Genomic DNA, 18,352 nt, shown 5'->3' with positions numbered 1-18,352 from the left:
CCGAATTGCCGCAAAAACCTCCAGGCGAGGCGAAATCAGAACTTATCCAGATCCTGGTGGCGCGCCTTGATCTCGCGCACCGTGCGCGAGGACGAGCGCAGCACGATGGTATGCGTGGTGATGAAGGTGCGGCCGAACTTCACCCCGTCGAGCAGATTGCCGTCGGTGACGCCGGTCGCCGCGAACAGCACGTCGCCGCGCGCCATGTCCTGGGCGCGATAGATCCGCTTCGGATCGGAAATGCCCATCTTCTCAGCCCGCGCCAGCTTTTCCGGAGTGTCGAGGATTAGCCGGCCCAGCATCTGCCCGCCGGTGCAACGCAGCGCGGCCGCCGCCAGTACGCCTTCCGGGGCGCCGCCCGTGCCGAGATAAATGTCGATGCCGGTCTCATCCGGATCGGTGGTGTGGATGACGCCGGCGACATCGCCGTCACCGATCAGCCGGATCGCGGCGCCCGTGGCGCGCACGGCGTCAATCAGCTTGGCGTGACGCGGCCGGTCGAGGATGCAGGCCGTGACGTCGGAAACCGCCACACCCTTGGCCTTGGCCAGATTGGCGAGGTTCTCGGCCGGCGAAGCGTCGATGTCGATCAGGCCTTCCGGATAGCCGGGGCCGATGGCGATCTTGTCCATATAGACGTCGGGTGCGAACAACAGGCTGCCCTTTTCCGCGATGGCGATGACCGCCAGTGCGTTGGGCAGGTTCTTGGCGCAGATCGTCGTGCCTTCCAGCGGATCGAGCGCGATGTCGACGGCCGGGCCTTTGCCGGTGCCGACTTCTTCGCCGATATAGAGCATCGGCGCCTCGTCGCGCTCGCCCTCGCCGATGACCACGGCCCTTGATGGCCAGTCGATTGAGCTCCTGGCGCATCGCATCGACCGCCACCTGGTCGGCTGCCTTCTCATCACCGCGCCCGCGCAGCCTGGCGGCCGCGACGGCGGCCCGCTCGGTGACGCGCACCACTTCCATGGTGAGGATCCGGTCGAGGCCGGCAGCGATGTTGGAGGCCATGTTCATGAAGGGCATTCCTCGTTGACTGTTTGCTTCGGACAATCCGTGGTCGAAGGACCCGATGGGTCGTCTCCCGTGGATTGCTCCCGCCTCCCGCCAGAGGCGGACTTCTTCTGGCAAAGCTCCATGACAACGGCAAGACCGCGACTGTCATTTTTTGAAATCACAGCAATATCAATCGATTAAGCGAAGTATGACTAGGGCCGTCCGTCCGGGAAAGGCCGCCGGCATCGTCGACAAAGGCCGCATAACATCAACGGAAAACGGGCCGAGCGCGATTGACAATCGATCCTATTCCGCCCGCTCGATGCGGATCACCTGGGGCTTGTCGGTCAGATGACCGTCCTTGGTGATGCCTTCGACCGCCTTGCGCACCGCCGCTTCCGTTGTCTCGTGGGTGACGAGGATGACCGTCTTCTGCGCCTCTGTCTCCGTGCCGGCCGCTTGCTGGACGATCGATTCCAGCGAGATGTCGTTGTCGGCCATGCGCTTGGCTATGGCCGCGAAGACCCCGATGCGGTCATGCACGGTCAGCCGGATGAAGTAGCCGCCGGCATGGCTGCGCATCTGGGCCTTCTTATAAGGCTTCAACTCCTTCGCCGGCCAGCCGAACACCGGAGCATGCTGGAAGCCGGGCCGGCTCTTGGCGATATCGGCGATGTCGCCGATCACCGCCGACGCGGTGGCATTGCCGCCGGCGCCTGGACCGGAGAGCAGAAGCTCGCCCAGAATGTCGGTCTCGATCGCCACGGCGTTGGTGACGCCGTGCACCTGCGCGATGACGGAGGCCGTCGGCACCATCGTTGGATGGACGCGCTGCTCGATGCCACTGTCGGTGCGCTGCGCGACGCCGAGCAGCTTGATGCGGTAGCCGAGATCTGCCGCCGCGCGGATATCGGCCTGGGTGATGTTGGAAATGCCTTCCATATAGATGTCGTTGGCGGCGATCTTCGTGCCGAAGGCAAGGCTGGTCAGGATCGAAAGCTTGTGGGCCGTGTCATGGCCATCGATGTCGAAGGTCGGATCGGCCTCGGCGTAGCCCAGCCGCTGCGCGTCCTTCAGGCAGGCATCGAAGGAGATGCCTTCGGCCTCCATGCGGGTCAGGATGTAGTTGCAGGTGCCGTTGAGAATGCCGAAGACACGCGTCACCGCGTTGCCGGCCATTGCCTCGCGCATCGTCTTGATGACCGGGATGCCGCCGGCCACCGCCGCTTCGTAGTTGAGCAGAACGCCCTTCTTCTCGGCGATCTCGGCAAGCGCCACGCCATGCTTGGCAAGCAACGCCTTGTTGGCGGTGACGACATGCCGACCGGCCTCGAGCGCCGCCTTCACCGCCAGCCGGGCCGGCCCTTCGTCGCCGCCGATCAGCTCTACGAAGACATCGATATCGGCCTTTTCTGCCAACTTGATCGGATCGTCGAACCATGTCGCGGCGCTGAGATCGATACCGCGGTCGCGTTTCCGGTCGCGGGCGGAAACGGCGGTCACGACAATGTCGCGACCGCATTGGCGGGTGAGCTCCGCCGCCTTGTCGCGCAGCACGCGCGCCACCGAGGCGCCAACCGTGCCGAGGCCGGCAATTCCAACACGCAACGCTTCAGCCATATCCGGCGACGCCCCTCAAAATCCAGAAATATTAGGCAGACTCAGCGCCGAGCGGCGAGCGGCACCACATTGTTGGGCTGCTTGGCGGTCGATGCCAGGAAGCGCTTGATGTTGCGCGCAGCCTGACGGATCCGGTGCTCGTTCTCGACCAGCGCCACGCGCACATAATCGTCGCCGTGCTCGCCGAAGCCGATGCCCGGCGCCACCGCGACATCCGCATGCTCGATGAGCAGCTTGGAGAATTCGAGCGAGCCGAGATGGCGGAACTGTTCCGGGATCGGCGCCCAGGCGAACATCGAAGCCGCGGGCGCGGGAATGGTCCAGCCGGCGCGGCCGAAGGAATCGACCATCACGTCACGCCGCTTGTGGTAGACCTCGCGAACCTCCTCGATGTCGGCCCCGTCGCCGTTCAGCGCGTGCGCCGCCGCCACCTGGATCGGCGTGAACGCGCCATAGTCGAGATAGGACTTCACCCGCGTCAGCGCCGAAATCAACCGCTCGTTGCCGACGGCGAATCCCATGCGCCAGCCAGGCATGGAGAAGGTCTTCGACATCGAGGTGAACTCGACGCAGATATCCATCGCGCCCGGCACCTGCAGGACCGAAGGCGGTGGATTGCCGTCGAAATAAATCTCGGAATAGGCGAGATCCGACAAGATGATGATGTCGTTCTTCTTCGCGAAGGCGACCACGTCCTTGTAGAAGTCGAGCGAGGCGACCAGCGCCGTCGGGTTCGACGGATAGTTGAGGATCAGCGCCAGCGGCTTCGGGATCGAATGGCGGATACCGCGCTCGACCGCCGGGATGAAGCCGTCATCGGGCTCGACCTGCAGGGAGCGGATGACGCCGCCCGACATGATGAAGCCGAAGGCGTGGATCGGATAGGTCGGGTTGGGGCACAGGATGACGTCGCCCGGCGCGGTGATCGCCTGCGCCATGTTGGCGAAGCCTTCCTTCGAGCCGAGCGTGGCCACCACCTGGGTGTCGGGGTTGAGCTTCACGCCGAAGCGGCGGGCGTAGTAGTTGGCTTGGGCGCGGCGCAGGCCCGGAATGCCGCGCGAGGACGAATAGCGATGCGTGCGCGGATCACGCACCACCTCGCACAATTTGTCGACGATGGCCTTCGGCGTCGGCAGGTCCGGATTGCCCATGCCAAGGTCGATGATGTCGGCGCCGCGCGAACGGGCGCTGGCCTTCAGCCGGTTGACCTGCTCGAACACGTAGGGCGGAAGCCGGCGGACCTTGTGAAATTCTTCCATTTGAGTTCCAGACGATCGAAGGGGGCGCTTTCGGCGCGCGATATAAACCTAATTGCAGTTAGGGTCGAGGGTCGGGTCGCATTTGCCCTCGATCTGCTTCAGCGTGTCGCCGCCATGCGTCTTGGCAAGCGTCTTCAGCGCCGCGGAATTCGTCGGCGCCTTGACGCTGCCGCCCTTGGCATTCTGCGCCTGCTGCTCGGCCTTGAGCTTGGCCAGGTTCGCCGCGGTCTCCTCCTTGGTGAACTGCTTGGCGGCCACCTGCGGCGGGATGTTGAGGTTCGGGTAGGAGCCGGTGTCCTTCGGGCCTTCGGTCAAGGCTGTCGGCGCTACATTGTTGGTGCTGGTGCTCGTGCAGCCGCTGGCGGGCAACAGCACGCCGACCAGCCCGGCCAGGGCCGCCTTGCGGCAGAGAGAACCGAGCCTGAGGAAAAAAGTCCCGCCAACATTAATCGTCATATTGTTTTCCTGGCAGCCGGGTTACAGCAAATTGGACCCGGTCAGATGTCCCATGGTAATATGTCAAGAAAACGCTCCGGGAGGAACCCCGCGGACCATGTCCAAACCTGACGATTCGGACAAAGCGGAAAATGGCGGACCTTCGGCCATCGAGCAATATCTGGTGAAGGACCCCGAGCGCTTTGCCCTGAACATGGCCCGCATGATCGAGCAGGCCGGCAAGGCGGCTTCCGCCTGGACCGAGCCGCGCGAGAAAGGCGAGGTGCGCGACCATATCGCCGAACCGGTCGTCGACATGGTCAAGACATTCTCCAAGCTCTCGGAGTACTGGCTTGGCGACCCTCAACGCGCGCTCGAAGCGCAGACGCGACTGTTCGCCGGCTATATGACGGTCTGGGCGAACGCCATCCAGAAGGTCAATCCCAATGCCGAGGCGCCACAGGACGCGGTTCAGCCCGAGCGCGGCGACAAGCGCTTCCAGGACCCCGAATGGGGCCGCAACGCCTTCTTCGACTTCCTGAAGCAGGCCTATCTTGTCACTTCCCGCTGGGCGAACGAGCTGGTCGAGCACGCCGAGGGCCTGGACGATCACACCCGCCACAAGGCGAGCTTCTACGTCAAGCAGGTGTCGAACGCGATCGCGCCGTCGAACTTCATCCTGACCAATCCGGAGCTGTTCCGCGAGACTGTCGCCTCCAACGGCGAGAACCTGGTGCGCGGCATGAAGATGCTGGCCGAGGACATCGCGGCCGGCCGCGGAGACCTGAAACTGCGCCAGGCCGACTACACGCCCTTCGAAATTGGCAAGAACATCGCCACCACGCCCGGCAAGGTGATCGGCCGCAGCGATGTCGCCGAGATCATTCAATACGACCCGGTGACGGAGACGGTGCTGAAGCGGCCGCTGCTGATCTGCCCGCCATGGATCAACAAGTTCTACATCCTCGACCTCAACCCGCAGAAATCGTTCATCCGCTGGGCGATCGAGCAGGGCCACACGGTCTTCGTCATCTCCTGGATCAACCCTGACGAGCGCCACGGCGCCAAGGGCTGGGAGGCCTATATCCGCGAAGGCCTGCAATACGGCCTCGACATTGTTGAGAAGGCGACCGGCGAGAAGGAAGTCAACGCCATTGGCTATTGCGTCGGCGGCACGCTGCTTGCCGCGGCCCTCGCGCTGTTGGCGCAGGAAGGCGACCACCGCATCAAATCAGCCACCTTCTTCACCACGCAGGTCGACTTCACCCATGCCGGCGACCTCAAGGTCTTCGTCGATGAGGACCAGGTCGCAGCCGTCGAGCGCTCGATGAGCGAGAAGGGCTATCTCGAAGGCACCAAGATGGCCACCGCCTTCAACATGCTGCGCTCGGGCGACTTGATCTGGCCCTATGTCATCAACAACTACATGCGCGGGAAGGAGCCCCTGCCCTTCGACCTGCTCTACTGGAATTCCGATTCCACGCGCATGGCGGCGGCCAATCACTCCTTCTATCTGCGCAACTGCTATCTTGAGAACAATCTCTCGCGCGGCACGATGGAGCTTGCCGGCCGCACCGTCTCCCTGGCCGACATCACCATCCCCGTCTACAACCTTGCCACGAAAGAAGACCACATCGCGCCAGCGCTTTCGGTGTTCCTGGGCTCACGGTTCTTCGGCGGCGACGTCGAGTATGTGATGGCGGGTTCCGGCCACATCGCAGGCGTCGTCAACCCGCCTGCCGCCAGGAAATATCAGTACTGGACCGGCGGCAAACCGGTGGGCGACTTCGACGCGTGGCTCGCCGCGGCCCATGAGCATCAGGGGTCCTGGTGGACCCACTGGCAGCACTGGATCGAGAACCAGGACAACATCCGCGTGACCGCCCGCAAACCCGGCAAGCGCATGAAAACCTTGGGAGATGCGCCGGGGACTTATGTCAAGGTGCGCGTGTAACGGACTGTAATGTCTGGTGAGTTGACGGGCCGCCAAAACAGGGCGAAATGGTGGCGTCAATCGTTTCACGGCCTCAATTCGCCTTCAGACGCAGAATAATTCCGGGGCTTGCAGATTCGACACATATCCCGTTTCCGGTTGGGAACAGGAGGGTTATCGCGGCGCAATGCTGGAGTGGCGCCGCGATGACAGACCGACCGGATGCCGAGGGGGAATTTATTTTGAAATCAGCAGGTTGGCGTCTTGCACGAAGGGAAGGTCGCAGCATAGTGGCAGCGCTTTTGTCCGTGCTTCTGGCCTCCTGCACATCGACCGGCGACCCGACGATGTCGGTGGTTTCGCCCGCCTATAATTCAACCGCCGAAATGAGCGCGACATCCGGCGCCAAGACGGCAGCAACCGCCGATTCGTCGGCCCAAGCGGCATCCGCAACCACCGATACGGCAGCCACCGTGATGAGCGAAGGCGACACGCCTTTGCCCGAGAAGGTCGCGTTTGTGCCGGAGACGCGACCGCAGGCCGCGTTCCCTGCCGTTGCCGTGCCCGCGGGCGCCACCGCGATTGCCGGGAACACACCGCAACCACTGGTTCAGCCGGCGCAGACGGCGGAACAGACGCAAGCCGTCGCCCAGCAGGTCGCCGCCGGCGATGCCGCCGCCATTGCGTCGAAGGCGCAGGCGACAACGCAGGCCATGAGCAACGGCGTCTATGTGACCGCCGGCGAGCCGGCGCAGCCACAGGTCACCGCGCCAAAGAAGAGCCTGTTTGCCTCGCTGTTCAGCACCACGCCGGCTTCGGCCGCGCCAGCGCCGCTGATCAATTCGCGCTCCGGCGATCAACCGGCGGCACAGGCCAAGACCGCAACCGCCGCGCCCGCCCCTGCCAAGCCGATTGTTGAGCTGGCCTCCGCGACACCCGCCGCAAAACCGGTGCAACTGGCCTCGCTCGACGACCCGAGCTATCACATCACCGGCGCCGACGCCCTTCCCGGCGTGCGCCAGACCGCGCTATTCGAGATCAAGCGCAAGTCCGGCATCGACGACGAGAGCGACGTCGACCTCAACGAGGATGAGGGCGGTGGCGGTTCCTACCAAGTGGCCTCGGCCGCCGGCATGGCAAGACTCGCGCCCAACGGCCTTCTGAAGCAGAACGAAAGCGTCGACGTCGCCTGCCTGAAACCGTCGCTGGTGCGGGTGCTGAAGACGATCGAGGGCCATTTCGGCCGCAAGATGGTCGTCACCTCCGGCTACCGCGATCCCTCGCGCAACCGCCGCGCCAACGGCGCCAAGAACTCGCTGCACATGTACTGCGCCGCCGCCGACATCCAGTTGCCCGGCATCTCGAAGTGGGAGTTGGCGAGCTATGTCCGCTCGATGCCCGGCCGCGGCGGCGTCGGCACCTACTGCCACACCGAATCCGTCCATATCGACGTCGGCCCGGAGCGCGACTGGAACTGGCGCTGCCGTCGCCGCAGCGGCGGTGGGGAAGACGGCTGAGCCCGCCTGTCCCTCGGCCTCGTTCGCAGCCCACTTTTTGCCCAAAGCTCGCGTTGCACGGCGCCGTGAAAAAAGTTGTCGCATATGGCGGCAGATGGGTTGCCGGTAGCCAACAACACAATTATAAGCCGCTTCGTCTGAGCGCGCCCATCGTCTAGCGGTTAGGACACCGCCCTTTCACGGCGGTAACAGGGGTTCGATTCCCCTTGGGCGTACCAGACTTGTCTCCCCTGAACAGCCGCGAATTCACGCTCTCCGAACGGAAACGCGTCGTTAACGGCGTTGTTAAGTGACGCATGTAGGCGGCAATCGGACAGTGTAGAGTTCTACCTCGCCCTGGAGGCGCGGATGAACCTGCTTTGGACAGCGCTCTTGTGCGCGGCAATGACCTGCCCGGCCGGGTTGCAGCCCGTCCGTGCCGAGGATCAGCCCACCCAGCCAAACGGCGATGCGGCGCAGCCGGCAATTCACTGCAAGGGTCAGAACTGCCTGCCGGCGAAGGACGATCCCGCCTTGGAGTGCAAGGGGCAGGATTGCACGCCGGCTCCAGCGACCGACCAGCCGGCGGGCCCGGAGATCAAGAAGGTCAAGTGAGAGGCAGTGGGGCTCTGTCGCGGGAATAGAAGGCCGCCACCCTCGCCTGGTCGCGTTGACGCTCAAAGAAAGCAGGCATCAGCAGAGAGAAGCGGCCGTCTCCGATCAATCCGGAACCATCGGCGCCGGCTCTTCGCACCGATAGACCATGCATCGACCGTCACTGGCCGGAACATAGTCGACCATCGGCACATAAGGAGCATCGCATTCATTGCCGAATTGGCGGACATAGCGCTCATATGTGTTCGCCCCCGTGGTCAGCACTACCGCATGCCGGCTCTGGATCAGCGCCTGGGTCTGCGCGCAAGTCATCTTGCGTGAGTCGGGCCGTGCATCGGCGAAATTCGTGGCCGCAACGATCATCGCTGCGGCGCAAAACGCAATCCTGCGTAAGGGCATGGTGGCATCCTCGCAAAACATCGTATCGCAAGATACGCACCTTGCGAGGCGGTTCCGCAACGGTGGCGCGGTCACGATGCAGCGAGCGAAGCCTTGAAGAGGCAGAGCCGGGATTGCCCCGACTGCATTGCCTCAGCAAGGCGCCTGGCGGCGGCTGGGACGATCGACGCCGCCACGCCGAAATCATCGATGTCGGCACCACGACTGGCGTCGAAGGCTCAGCGAGGCTTAGACTAGGCGCAGGATTCTATCAGCCTGTTGACGGCCTATACAAATTCCCGTGAGCGATGGCCGCAAGCAATATCCCACTATATAACGGGCCCACTGAGGTGATGAGATGCCAGGCGCCTACGATCTGGGAACCAATCTGGTCCGCCGTATCTATGAAAAACGCATAGATGCGCCGGCTATCCTTGACGCGGGCACGCATTTTCCCAATGCCGCGAAGTTCGCCGCCGCCTGGCAGGACATCCGCGACGAGGCGCTGGCGGCAAAGCTGAACAAGGCGCCGCGTTTCCACGAGATCATGCCGGAACAGGCCGATATCTCGGCCAATGACGGGCTCGACTGGCGCATGTTCGTGCTCAAGGCCTACGACATGACGGTGCCGGAGAATCTCGCGCGCATGCCGGTGTTGAGCCGGCTGCTCGCCGAATGCCCCGAAGTCAAGTCGGCCGCCGTCTCGTTCCTCGCCCCGCGCAAGCACATCCCGCCGCACCGCGGACCGTTTCGCGGCATCATGCGCTTTCACCTCGGCCTCGTCATCCCCAAACAGCCGGACGGCCGTCCGGCGACGATCATGATGATCAACCACGAGGAAAGGCGCATCGCCGACGGCGAGTGCATGCTGTGGGACGACACGTTCGAGCACGAAGTCATGAACAACTCGGATCAGCCGCGCGTCGCTCTCCTGCTCGACGTGTGGCGTCCGCAAATGCCGCTGGACATGGAGATCCTGTCGCGCGTGATAGTGCGCGGCGTGCAGGTGGGAATGCGCTATCGGGGCGTGTCGTTCGGCGGCTGAGCCAGTTGCGACGCATGTCGCCCGACGACACGCTCTTGGGGGGAACGACCTGGATGAATTAAAGACTCAGGCCCGCGCCTCGCGATGCGTCCCTGCCCTACGCTTGCCGGGAAACATCGCATCCCTCGCCAGCAATCCGCTGACGCGGCAGAAAGTTGCAAACGCCCGGCATGCTTCCTCGGTGCTGGCCACATCGACCGTCGCCCCGAAGCAGGCATTGAAGGCGGCTTCGTAGATCTTGCCCTGCCGGCGCTTCGGCCAGTCCTGCAGGAAATCGAGCGCCTGCTCGACACTGTAGATTTCCTCGACCGGCAGGCCGGGCGCGGGCATGATGCGCACCGGCACCGCGAATTGCAGTCTGTCCATTCCCTGTCTCCCGAACGGGCGCAGCCCCAGCAACGCCGCTCGATGTCAAAAGTTGCTTTGGCGGCCTTCTGACTCAGGAATGTGACCTCAGTGCGGTCAACAATAGGTTCACAGATGCGGCAGGCCGGCGCCCGACAATCCGCGCAGGCCAGGTGACAAGGCGACGCAACCCGCTTCGCCCTGCCCCCCTCTTCCGTGCCCTTGCCGCTAATGATTGCCCGGATCAGTCTCGGCGTCGTAGGCCATGCGAGTAACCACCATCAGCACATAGGCGGACGGCAGCGCGAAGATGGCGCCGAGCACGATGGCCGCCGTTCCTTCCATGCGAAGGGTGACGGCAACGGCCCAGTAGACAGTGCCGATGCAGATCACCGCCTGGACGGCCAGAAAGGAGGCCGCAGCGGCCGCGTGGGTGAGTGTCTTGAATGTCTTGATGCGTTGCATTGATTGGGAATCCGAACTGACGCGCACGCGACCGGCGGACGGCTGGCGGCCGTCGCCGGATCGCGACGCGAAGGAATGTTTCTGATTGAAGGCCGCGCTTGTGGGCTAGGCTCTACGCGGCGGGTGGCGCGCGCGGCTGGTTGGTGGGTGCGGCTGTTACGCTTGCCGCTACGGGCGTGACGCCCATTTCGACGGGCAGCGCCTGTCCAACAACCTGGAAATCGGATGCGGGCGCAAGCGCACCGTGATTGCCGCTGGCGAGCTTTACGGGAAACGGCCGGCTGGCCCGGACTTCAAGCGCCGAGGCCTTGCCGGAGGTCCTGAGCAGCGCGATCGTATCGCCCTGGCGGGCGGCGCTGATGCTGGAGCCACCCTGGAACGAGGCGGCCGACGCGGAAATTCCGGCCTGGGCAAAGCCCAGCAGCGCGAGCATCAGCAGCGCCATCAGGCCCGCAAAAGCGGTCCTGATCGGCGGCAATTTCGATCTTTCGCGTTCAGGTGCCGTCAAGGCAATCTCCGGAATTCAGGTCCGCCGTAACCCATGGAATGGCCGAAGGAAAGCCGCAATGGACGGCGCGCTCGCACTTCGTCCTTGAACCTTGCGGCTTCCGGTGCCAAATCTGGGACAGATTTTGGCACTCGGCTCCCTTTGGAGCCAACGCCGGCAAACGGACTAAAATGGTTACCTATCTCGACGCCTCCACGGCCCCCCTTCGAAACACCGGCCAGATCCGCCTCTATGGCGAGGAAGGTTTTGCCGGCATGCGCAAGGCCTGCGATCTCACCGCGCGCTGTCTCGACGAGCTGGTGCCGATGGTGAAGCCCGGCGTGACGACGGAAGCGATCGATCGCTTCGTTTTCGAATTCGGCATGGACCATGGCGCATTGCCGGCGACGCTCAATTATCGCGGCTACACCAAATCGTCCTGCACCTCGATCAACCACGTCGTTTGCCACGGCATTCCCGACAACAAGCCGCTGAAGGAAGGTGACATCGTCAACATCGACGTCACTTACATCCTCGACGGCTGGCATGGCGATTCCTCCCGCATGTATCCGGTGGGCACGATCAAACGCGCAGCCGAGCGCCTGCTTGAGGTGACCTATGAATGCCTGATGCGCGGCATCGCCGCGATCAAGCCCGGCGCCCGCACCGGCGCCATCGGCGCCGCGATCCAGACCTACGCCGAGGCCGAGCGCTGCTCGGTGGTGCGCGATTTCTGCGGCCACGGCGTCGGCCAACTTTTCCACGACGCGCCGAACATCCTGCATTACGGCACCATCAATGAAGGCGTCGAGATGCGGCCCGGCATGATCTTCACCGTCGAGCCGATGATCAATCTCGGCCGCCCGCATGTGAAGGTACTGTCGGACGGCTGGACCGCGGTCACGCGCGACCGCTCGCTGTCGGCGCAGTACGAGCACACGATCGGCGTCACCGACACCGGCTGCGAGATCTTCACGCTATCGCCGAAAAAGCTCGACCGTCCCGGCCTGCCGGCCTAGCTTTCTTGCCGCCGGCCTTCCCGGCTAAAGCATGTCTCCCGAAAGTGGGAACCGGTTTCGGGATAAAGACATGCGTAAAATCAAAAAACCTAAAGCGCATGGAGCGAATCTGAAAGATCGCGACGCGCTTTAGGCGCTCGCTTGACGTTCGTCCCCGAGAATCGAACCCCGTGGCGCCTTCAAGTCGCGAAAGGCATCTGGCGCGCGACGAAGAGCGGCCGGGGCGATCTGCAGCATCACAGGTCCCGTTAGGGGCCTTTCCTTCGAGTCGTTCCGAACAGCGACCATGGTGATCGGCATGTAGCATTTTTGTTACATGCGACGCCGGATTGAACGCAGCTCCAATGACTTCCTCCGACCATTGACCTGGATCAACCGGCCATCTCTCCAGGGCTGTCATTGCTGCAGCGCACCACATTCGAATTCCATGGAGAGATATTATGGTGAGAAACTGGGTTGGGCAGTGGCGGGGGATCGCAGTTGCCGCAGCGATTGTCGCGGCAGGGATGCAGCAGGCCATGGCGGCGGACATACAATCCGTGACACAGAACGAGCCGCCTGTAGCAGCATCCGGCCCCTGGCAGGTTCGCCTGCGCGCCTTGGGCGTGATCACGGACAATAAGGGCAACGTGAATGGAATCCCCGGTTCCGACCTTTCCTATTCCGATACCGTGACGCCGGAATTGGACATTTCCTACTACTTCACCGACAACCTCGCTGCCGAGCTCATTCTCGGCACCACCTACGCCAATATCTACGGCGAGGGGACGATCAGCGGGCTGGGCAAGATCGGCAAGGTCTGGGTGCTGCCGCCGACGCTCACGCTGCAATACCACTTTACCGATTTCGGCGCCTTCAAGCCCTATGTCGGCGCTGGCGTGAACTACACGATCTTCTACAATCAGGATACCGGCAGCGCCGAAGCTCTCCATGTCAAGAATACATTCGGAGGCGCCTTGCAGGTCGGGTTCGATTACATGCTGGATCAGCATTGGGGCGTCAATTTCGACGTCAAGAAGCTCTTTCTGGAGCCGAAATTCGACGTCACGGTCGGCGGCACGAACTTGACGGGCAAGGCCAAGCTCAACCCCTGGCTAATTGGCACGGGCGTCACCTACCGCTTCTGACAAGGCGGGACGAAAGCCGGCTGCCTACATTTGAATAGCCATGAGGAGGATGCCTTCTTGTACCCTCCTCACACCGCGAGCACGCGAGCCCTCGAAATCACGGTTGGAGCACACGCGCACCGTCGCCATGATCGATGCAGGATTTTCGCGCTCGCGCCGAAAAGAACTCGACTGCGCCCGGCCCGTCGCCTTACAGTTTCGCTCTGCCGGGCCTTTCCGGCCAAGAGCGGGCGGCCATGGGGGAAACCAGCGACGACGAGAGGGGATTTTTCGCGGAGCTGCCCGTCCGGCGGCCCACCAAGGCCGCGCCGGCCGAAAAGCCGCACTATCATGGCCATCGCGATCGTCTGCGCGAACGCTTTGCGACGGGCGGGCCGGACGCCCTGCCCGACTATGAACTGCTTGAGCTGCTGCTTTTCCGGCTGATCCCGCGCGTCGACACCAAGCCGATCGCCAAGGCGCTGATCGCTCGTTTCGGTTCGCTGGCCGAAGTCCTCGGCGCGCCGCCTTCGCTGCTCGAGGAAGTCAAAGGCATCGGGCCGACCGTTGCAATCGATCTAAAAGTCATCGCCGCGACGGCCCAGCGCATGGCGCGCGGCGAGGTGCGCGGTCGCGAGGTGCTGTCCAACTGGACGCAACTGCTCGACTATTGCCGCTCCGCCATGGCCTTCGAAACGCGTGAGCAGTTCCGTATCCTGTTCCTCGACAAGAAGAACGGGCTGATCGCTGACGAGGTGCAGCAGACTGGCACCGTCGACCATACGCCGGTCTATCCGCGCGAGGTGGTGAAGCGCGCGCTGGAGCTCTCCGCCAGCGCCGTCATCCTGGTCCACAACCATCCTTCGGGAGATCCCACACCCTCCCGCGCGGACATCGAGATGACCAAGCAGATCATCGATACGGCGAAGCCCCTTGGCATCGCTGTGCATGACCACATCATCATCGGCCGCAAGGGCAACGCCTCGATGAAAGGCCTGCTGCTGATCTGATCGGCTGCCTGACATCTGCCGCGGCTTGCAAACTGCCGGCGGATCGAACTGCCGTCTGACGATGAATGGCACGGCCTGTCGCACAAGGCGCAAAAAGGCTGGATTTGAAAATACTTCAAGTGCGCAACGAATGATCCCCGTGACGGCCCTCTCACGGATCAATCTTCTATCTACAAAGGACAACCGATGCCTCTTTGGAAGATAATTTCGTTGAGGCCTTTCACATCCACTGCTAGCGTTTTGAAACGCTTCAATCGGATCACGCCTTTGCAACGCAGACGCCCGACCATCGCGGATGTCGCACGAACCGCCGGTGTCTCCATCGGCACGGTGTCGAATTTCATCAATGGCACGGCCGGGCTCAGACAAGGCACGCGGGACCGGATCGAGAAGGCGATCGCCGCCTTGATGTACCGGCCGAGCTCGTTTGCGCGCTCCCTGCCCGGTCGTGCGCCGCAGCGGCCGAAGAATCTCGACCATCTGCCCAGGCTTCTCGTCGCCGGGCGGGTGAGCATCGACTTCCTCTGCCGCGTCGAGGTGCTACCTCATCGCGACGACCGGATCACGGCCAGCCATATCGACAAGGCGCTCGGCGGCCCCGCCGCCAATCTCGCGGTTGCCGCCGCCGGCGTCGGGGCGCCTTATGCGCTTGACGTCGAGCTGGCGACGGCGGTCGGCAAGGACGCCGAGAGCGACTGGGCGCTAGGCGAGCTTTCCAAGCTGGGCGTGCATACTTTGCCCATCCGCAGCACGCCCAACAACCGGCTCTCGCAGGCGATCGTCATTATCGAGCGCAACGGCAGCCGCACCATCATCAGCGAGCCTTTCGAGCTGGGCGAAGTCGATCTCACCGCCAACCTCGACATCCAACCCGAAAAGCGACCCGCCTGCCTTCACATTGAAGGTTTCCATTACGAGACGATGACAGCATCCATCGCGCGCTTTCACCAGGCCGGCTGGAAGGTGAGCCTGCATTCTGCCGGCCTGCCCAGCAGCGCGCGCACGCCTGAAATCTTCGCGCAGATGGTCAGGCAGATCGACCTGACCTTCATCAACGACGTGATGATCAGGGAGATCTACGGATTTCGCACGCGCATGGCGACCATGATCGAAGAGGTCCGCCTCATGCTGTCGCGCATCAAGCCGCGCGGAACGGTCGTGCTTACCTTGGGCGAGTTCGGCGCGGTGGTCTTTCCGGCAACCGGCGGGCCGCAGATCGAGGTGCCCGCGCTGCCCGTCAACCGGGTGGACGCGACCGGCGCCGGCGACAGCTTCGCCGGCATCTTCCTCAGCCTCTGGCTGCATGGCGCATCGCTGGAGACCGCTGCCCGCTACGCCGCGGTCGGCGCCAGCCTGACGACCACGGTCGAGGGCGCGCAAGGCTACATCGCCGATTTCGCGACACTGAAAGCCACCGCCGCCGCGAGCGACGTGATGGCCAGCTAGATCAACAGCTTACCGGGCCGAGGGCATCCGGTGAGCAACCACCAGGCAATATCGGGAGAACATGGGTCATGGCGAAAACGAAAGTCCTTCTGGTCGGCGAGAGCTGGATGAGTTCCGCCACCCATTACAAGGGCTTTGACCAGTTCGGCAGCGTTACCTTCCATCTCGGCGCCACGCCCCTGGTCAACGCCTTGAAGGACAGCGAGTTCGATCTCGAATACATGCCGGCCCACGAGGCCGTCGATAAGCTCCCTTTCACCCTGGAGGGCCTGTCGCAATACAAGGCGATCGTGCTCTCCGATATCGGCGCCAACTCGTTGCTTTTGCATCCCGATGTTTGGCTGCACGGCAAGACCGTGCCCAACCGACTCAAGCTGCTGCGCGACTGGACACAGGCCGGTGGCGGCCTGGTCATGATCGGCGGCTATTTCAGCTTCCAGGGTATCGACGGCAAGGCCCGCTGGCACCGCACGGCCGTCGAGGAGGCGCTGCCGGTGACCTGCCTTCCCAATGACGACCGGCTCGAGATTCCCGAGGGCTTCCGGCCCGAGATCACCGGCCTCAGCGATCATGCGCTCTTTGCCGGTATCGAGGGCGAATGGCCGATCCTGCTCGGCGCCAACGAGGTCATCGCCCGCGACCGCGATGATGTCGAGGTCCTGGCCCGGCTGCCGCAGGACCAGGGCGGCCATCCGCTGCTGGTCACCGGACGCCATGGCGAGGGGCGCACCCTGGTCTGGACGTCCGACATCGGCCCGCACTGGCTGCCGAACGGCTTCGTCGAATGGCCGGGCTATGCCCGGCTTTGGACGAACGTGCTGCGCTGGGTCAGCAAGGCCGTCTAGCACGAATGCCGGAGAGACCGTCATGACGGCACCATTTCTCGTCGCCAGGAACATCGCCAAGCGCTTCGGCGCGCTGACCGCCCTTGCCGATGTCGACCTGGAGATCCGCTCCGGCGAAGTGCTGGCGCTGCTCGGCGACAACGGCGCCGGCAAATCGACTTTCATCAAGATCCTGGCGGGCGCCCATCCGCCGAGCGACGGCGAACTTCTCATCGAAGGCAACGCCGTCGCATTCTCCTCGCCGAAGGATGCGGCGGCATCCGGGATCGCGACGATCTTCCAGGAACTGGCGCTTTCGGAGAACCTTTCGATCGCCGAAAATGTCTTCCTCGGCCGCGAATTGAAACGCTCCATTTTTGGCATCCCTTTCCTGAAACGCGCCGAGATGCGCCAGCGCGTCGACGGGCTTCTGCAGGAACTCGACGCCCATATTTCCGATCCCGAGGCCCCGGTCGGCAGCCTGTCGGGCGGCCAGCGCCAGGCCGTCGCCATCTGTCGGGCGCTCAATCTCAACGCCCGGCTGGTCATCATGGATGAACCGACGGCCGCCCTTGCCGTCGCCGAGACCCGCAAGGTGCTGGCGCTGACGCGGCGCCTTGCCGGCCGCGGCTGCGCGGTTGTGCTGATCAGCCACAACATTTCCGAAGTCTTCGAGGTTGCCGACCGGATCGTCGTGTTCCGGCGCGGCCGCAAGGTGGCCGAACGGCTGGCGACCGAGACCAATCACGAGGAAGTCGTTTCGCTCATAACAGGCGCCCATCCCGACGTGCGGGCGCTCGAAAAAACAAACTGAAACGCACGTCATTCCAGAGAGGATCACACACAATGCTTTCACAACTCAGGAAAGTGCTCGCGGCCTCCGCGCTGTCGTTGGTCGCCGCGACGGCGGGGCATGCGGCAGACAAGCACAAGGTCGCCTTCGTCCCGCAGCTTATCGGCATTCCCTACTTCAATGCCATGGAGGCCGGCGGCAACCGAGCCGCCAAGGATCTCGGCGTCGATTTCGTCTATTCCGGTCCGGTCGACACCAACCCGGTCGACCAGTTGCAGATCGTGCAGAACCTGATCGATCAAGGCGTCGAAGCGGTCTCGGTCTCCGTTCTCGATGCTTCGAGCATCGCCCCGGTGGTGGAGAGCGCCAAGGCCAAGGGCGTCAAACTGTTCACCAGCGACAGCGATGCGCCCGACAGCGGCCGTGCGGTCTATGTGGCGCAGGCGACAGACGAGGGTCTCGGCACAACGATCATTGACGAACTAGTCAAGCGCGTCGGCGAAGACGCCACGATCGGCATCGTCTCCGGCGAGGCGACCGCGTCCAACCTCAACGCCTGGATCGGCTTCATGCAGAAGGAAGCCGCCGCCAAATATCCCAAGCTGAAGCTGCTCGCCCCGCAATTTGCCGGCGGCACTGCGGAGCGCGCCGCGCAGATCTCCGGCGACCTCATGGCCGCCAACCCTGACATCAAGGCCATCATCGCCGTCGCATCCTCGACCTGCCCGGGCGTTGCCCAGGCGATCGAGACCGCCGGCAAGATCGGCTCGGTCATCGGCACGGGGTACTGCAGCCCGAACACCGCCCGCTCCTATCTGAAGAGCGGCGCCTTCGGCTTCACCGTGCTGTGGGACCCCGAACAGCTCGGCTACCTGACGGTCTGGGCCGGCAAGCAGCTCATCGACGGCAAGAGCTTCGAGGCCGAGAACAAGATTGCCGGCCTGGACAAGCCCGCCACCTATGATGCCGCCAAGGGCATCCTGCTGCTCGGGCCGCCGGCCGTCTTCACCAAGGACAATGTCGACAAGTTCAACTTCTGAGCCTGGCGTGAGCGCGGTGCGGCAGTCTGGAACCGGTGTC

At 63.5% G+C, this 18,352-nt stretch carries 18 protein-coding genes, 1 tRNA gene and 1 pseudogene; 12 read left to right on the top strand and 8 right to left on the bottom strand.

From position 1 onward, the window contains the following. Positions 1 to 35: 35 nt before the first annotated feature. The 4 genes and pseudogenes from glpX to P9272_RS23420 all read right to left on the bottom strand — a co-directional run bounded on the left by glpX (position 36) and on the right by P9272_RS23420 (position 4,331). Positions 36 to 1,017: pseudogene (gene glpX, locus P9272_RS23435) on the bottom strand (class II fructose-bisphosphatase). Between the two features lie 285 nt (positions 1,018 to 1,302). Next, positions 1,303 to 2,616 (bottom strand): homoserine dehydrogenase, encoded by a 1,314-nt coding sequence (locus tag P9272_RS23430; RefSeq protein ID WP_278162367.1) that lies wholly within the window; start codon positions 2,614 to 2,616, stop codon positions 1,303 to 1,305. Positions 2,617 to 2,657: 41 nt separating this feature from the next. Further along, positions 2,658 to 3,875: an LL-diaminopimelate aminotransferase gene (locus tag P9272_RS23425; RefSeq protein ID WP_126060457.1), complete on the bottom strand. Its 1,218-nt coding sequence runs from the start codon at positions 3,873 to 3,875 to the stop codon at positions 2,658 to 2,660. Positions 3,876 to 3,923: 48 nt separating this feature from the next. Beyond that, positions 3,924 to 4,331, bottom strand: a complete 408-nt coding sequence (locus P9272_RS23420; RefSeq protein ID WP_278162364.1) for a hypothetical protein — start codon at positions 4,329 to 4,331, stop codon at positions 3,924 to 3,926. Between the two features lie 97 nt (positions 4,332 to 4,428). Here P9272_RS23420 and phaC point away from each other — a divergent pair, with 97 nt between their 5' ends. From phaC to P9272_RS23400, 4 genes are all read left to right on the top strand, one after another. Next, complete coding sequence (gene phaC, locus P9272_RS23415; protein ID WP_278162363.1) at positions 4,429 to 6,264, top strand: class I poly(R)-hydroxyalkanoic acid synthase; 1,836 nt, start codon at positions 4,429 to 4,431, stop codon at positions 6,262 to 6,264. A 269-nt stretch (positions 6,265 to 6,533) separates the two neighbouring features. Continuing rightward, a complete protein-coding gene (locus P9272_RS23410; RefSeq protein WP_278162362.1) occupies positions 6,534 to 7,760 on the top strand; it encodes a YcbK family protein in 1,227 nt (408 codons plus the stop codon). Between the two features lie 143 nt (positions 7,761 to 7,903). After that, positions 7,904 to 7,978: transfer RNA gene (locus tag P9272_RS23405), tRNA-Glu, on the top strand. A gap of 130 nt (positions 7,979 to 8,108) precedes the next feature. Further along, positions 8,109 to 8,354 carry a hypothetical protein gene (locus P9272_RS23400; protein ID WP_128257401.1) on the top strand — a complete coding sequence of 82 codons (246 nt, stop codon included), beginning with the start codon at positions 8,109 to 8,111 and terminating at the stop codon, positions 8,352 to 8,354. Between the two features lie 105 nt (positions 8,355 to 8,459). Here P9272_RS23400 and P9272_RS23395 read toward each other — a convergent pair whose 3' ends face one another. Then, positions 8,460 to 8,753, bottom strand: coding sequence for a hypothetical protein (locus P9272_RS23395; RefSeq protein WP_278162361.1), 294 nt, complete (start codon positions 8,751 to 8,753; stop codon positions 8,460 to 8,462). A gap of 337 nt (positions 8,754 to 9,090) precedes the next feature. Here P9272_RS23395 and P9272_RS23390 point away from each other — a divergent pair, with 337 nt between their 5' ends. Then, a complete protein-coding gene (locus P9272_RS23390) occupies positions 9,091 to 9,777 on the top strand; it encodes an aspartyl/asparaginyl beta-hydroxylase domain-containing protein (RefSeq protein WP_278162360.1) in 687 nt (228 codons plus the stop codon). A gap of 66 nt (positions 9,778 to 9,843) precedes the next feature. Here P9272_RS23390 and P9272_RS23385 read toward each other — a convergent pair whose 3' ends face one another. The 3 genes from P9272_RS23385 to P9272_RS23375 all read right to left on the bottom strand — a co-directional run bounded on the left by P9272_RS23385 (position 9,844) and on the right by P9272_RS23375 (position 11,095). Continuing rightward, the gene (locus P9272_RS23385; RefSeq protein WP_278162359.1) at positions 9,844 to 10,143 is read right to left on the bottom strand and encodes a DUF982 domain-containing protein; all 300 of its coding nucleotides are present in this window, start codon (positions 10,141 to 10,143) and stop codon (positions 9,844 to 9,846) included. A 207-nt stretch (positions 10,144 to 10,350) separates the two neighbouring features. Continuing rightward, positions 10,351 to 10,587, bottom strand: a complete 237-nt coding sequence (locus P9272_RS23380) for a hypothetical protein (RefSeq protein ID WP_278162358.1) — start codon at positions 10,585 to 10,587, stop codon at positions 10,351 to 10,353. A gap of 112 nt (positions 10,588 to 10,699) precedes the next feature. After that, positions 10,700 to 11,095 carry a hypothetical protein gene (locus tag P9272_RS23375; RefSeq protein WP_278162357.1) on the bottom strand — a complete coding sequence of 132 codons (396 nt, stop codon included), beginning with the start codon at positions 11,093 to 11,095 and terminating at the stop codon, positions 10,700 to 10,702. A 170-nt stretch (positions 11,096 to 11,265) separates the two neighbouring features. On the opposite strand from P9272_RS23375, the gene map reads away from it, so the two are divergent. From map to P9272_RS23340, 7 genes are all read left to right on the top strand, one after another. Further along, complete coding sequence (map, locus tag P9272_RS23370) at positions 11,266 to 12,093, top strand: type I methionyl aminopeptidase (protein WP_278162356.1); 828 nt, start codon at positions 11,266 to 11,268, stop codon at positions 12,091 to 12,093. A gap of 440 nt (positions 12,094 to 12,533) precedes the next feature. Further along, positions 12,534 to 13,220 carry an OmpW family protein gene (locus P9272_RS23365; RefSeq protein ID WP_128257407.1) on the top strand — a complete coding sequence of 229 codons (687 nt, stop codon included), beginning with the start codon at positions 12,534 to 12,536 and terminating at the stop codon, positions 13,218 to 13,220. 236 nt (positions 13,221 to 13,456) lie between these two features. Further along, on the top strand, positions 13,457 to 14,209 hold the full coding sequence (gene radC / locus P9272_RS23360) for a DNA repair protein RadC (protein ID WP_278162355.1): 753 nt from the start codon (positions 13,457 to 13,459) through the stop codon (positions 14,207 to 14,209). Between the two features lie 267 nt (positions 14,210 to 14,476). Beyond that, on the top strand, positions 14,477 to 15,655 hold the full coding sequence (locus tag P9272_RS23355; protein WP_278162354.1) for a PfkB family carbohydrate kinase: 1,179 nt from the start codon (positions 14,477 to 14,479) through the stop codon (positions 15,653 to 15,655). Positions 15,656 to 15,723: 68 nt separating this feature from the next. Further along, entirely contained in the window at positions 15,724 to 16,500 is a 777-nt protein-coding gene (locus P9272_RS23350) for a glutamine amidotransferase (protein ID WP_278162353.1), read from the top strand. A 22-nt stretch (positions 16,501 to 16,522) separates the two neighbouring features. Continuing rightward, complete coding sequence (locus tag P9272_RS23345) at positions 16,523 to 17,293, top strand: ATP-binding cassette domain-containing protein (RefSeq protein WP_128257411.1); 771 nt, start codon at positions 16,523 to 16,525, stop codon at positions 17,291 to 17,293. A gap of 32 nt (positions 17,294 to 17,325) precedes the next feature. Continuing rightward, the gene (locus P9272_RS23340; protein ID WP_128257412.1) at positions 17,326 to 18,312 is read left to right on the top strand and encodes an autoinducer 2 ABC transporter substrate-binding protein; all 987 of its coding nucleotides are present in this window, start codon (positions 17,326 to 17,328) and stop codon (positions 18,310 to 18,312) included. The last annotated feature ends 40 nt before the right edge of the window (positions 18,313 to 18,352 follow it).

The sequence above is a fragment of the Mesorhizobium sp. WSM4976 genome (assembly GCF_029625685.1).
GTDB lineage: Bacteria > Pseudomonadota > Alphaproteobacteria > Rhizobiales > Rhizobiaceae > Mesorhizobium.
The sequence above is the reverse complement of the archived record's forward strand: the minus strand, read 5'-3'. Positions and strand labels throughout refer to the sequence as shown.

Excerpts from the sequence above, each read along its gene's own strand:
- P9272_RS23430 (WP_278162367.1), bottom strand. The coding sequence starts at position 2,616 with ATGGCTGAAGCGTTGCGTGTTGGAATTGCCGGCCTCGGCACGGTTGGC.
- P9272_RS23425 (WP_126060457.1), bottom strand. The coding sequence starts at position 3,875 with ATGGAAGAATTTCACAAGGTCCGCCGGCTTCCGCCCTACGTGTTCGAG.
- P9272_RS23420 (WP_278162364.1), bottom strand. The coding sequence starts at position 4,331 with ATGACGATTAATGTTGGCGGGACTTTTTTCCTCAGGCTCGGTTCTCTC.
- phaC (WP_278162363.1), top strand. The coding sequence starts at position 4,429 with ATGTCCAAACCTGACGATTCGGACAAAGCGGAAAATGGCGGACCTTCG.
- P9272_RS23400 (WP_128257401.1), top strand. The coding sequence starts at position 8,109 with ATGAACCTGCTTTGGACAGCGCTCTTGTGCGCGGCAATGACCTGCCCG.
- P9272_RS23395 (WP_278162361.1), bottom strand. The coding sequence starts at position 8,753 with ATGCCCTTACGCAGGATTGCGTTTTGCGCCGCAGCGATGATCGTTGCG.
- P9272_RS23390 (WP_278162360.1), top strand. The coding sequence starts at position 9,091 with ATGCCAGGCGCCTACGATCTGGGAACCAATCTGGTCCGCCGTATCTAT.
- P9272_RS23385 (WP_278162359.1), bottom strand. The coding sequence starts at position 10,143 with ATGGACAGACTGCAATTCGCGGTGCCGGTGCGCATCATGCCCGCGCCC.
- P9272_RS23380 (WP_278162358.1), bottom strand. The coding sequence starts at position 10,587 with ATGCAACGCATCAAGACATTCAAGACACTCACCCACGCGGCCGCTGCG.
- map (WP_278162356.1), top strand. The coding sequence starts at position 11,266 with ATGGTTACCTATCTCGACGCCTCCACGGCCCCCCTTCGAAACACCGGC.
- P9272_RS23365 (WP_128257407.1), top strand. The coding sequence starts at position 12,534 with ATGGTGAGAAACTGGGTTGGGCAGTGGCGGGGGATCGCAGTTGCCGCA.
- radC (WP_278162355.1), top strand. The coding sequence starts at position 13,457 with ATGGGGGAAACCAGCGACGACGAGAGGGGATTTTTCGCGGAGCTGCCC.
- P9272_RS23350 (WP_278162353.1), top strand. The coding sequence starts at position 15,724 with ATGGCGAAAACGAAAGTCCTTCTGGTCGGCGAGAGCTGGATGAGTTCC.
- P9272_RS23345 (WP_128257411.1), top strand. The coding sequence starts at position 16,523 with ATGACGGCACCATTTCTCGTCGCCAGGAACATCGCCAAGCGCTTCGGC.
- P9272_RS23340 (WP_128257412.1), top strand. The coding sequence starts at position 17,326 with ATGCTTTCACAACTCAGGAAAGTGCTCGCGGCCTCCGCGCTGTCGTTG.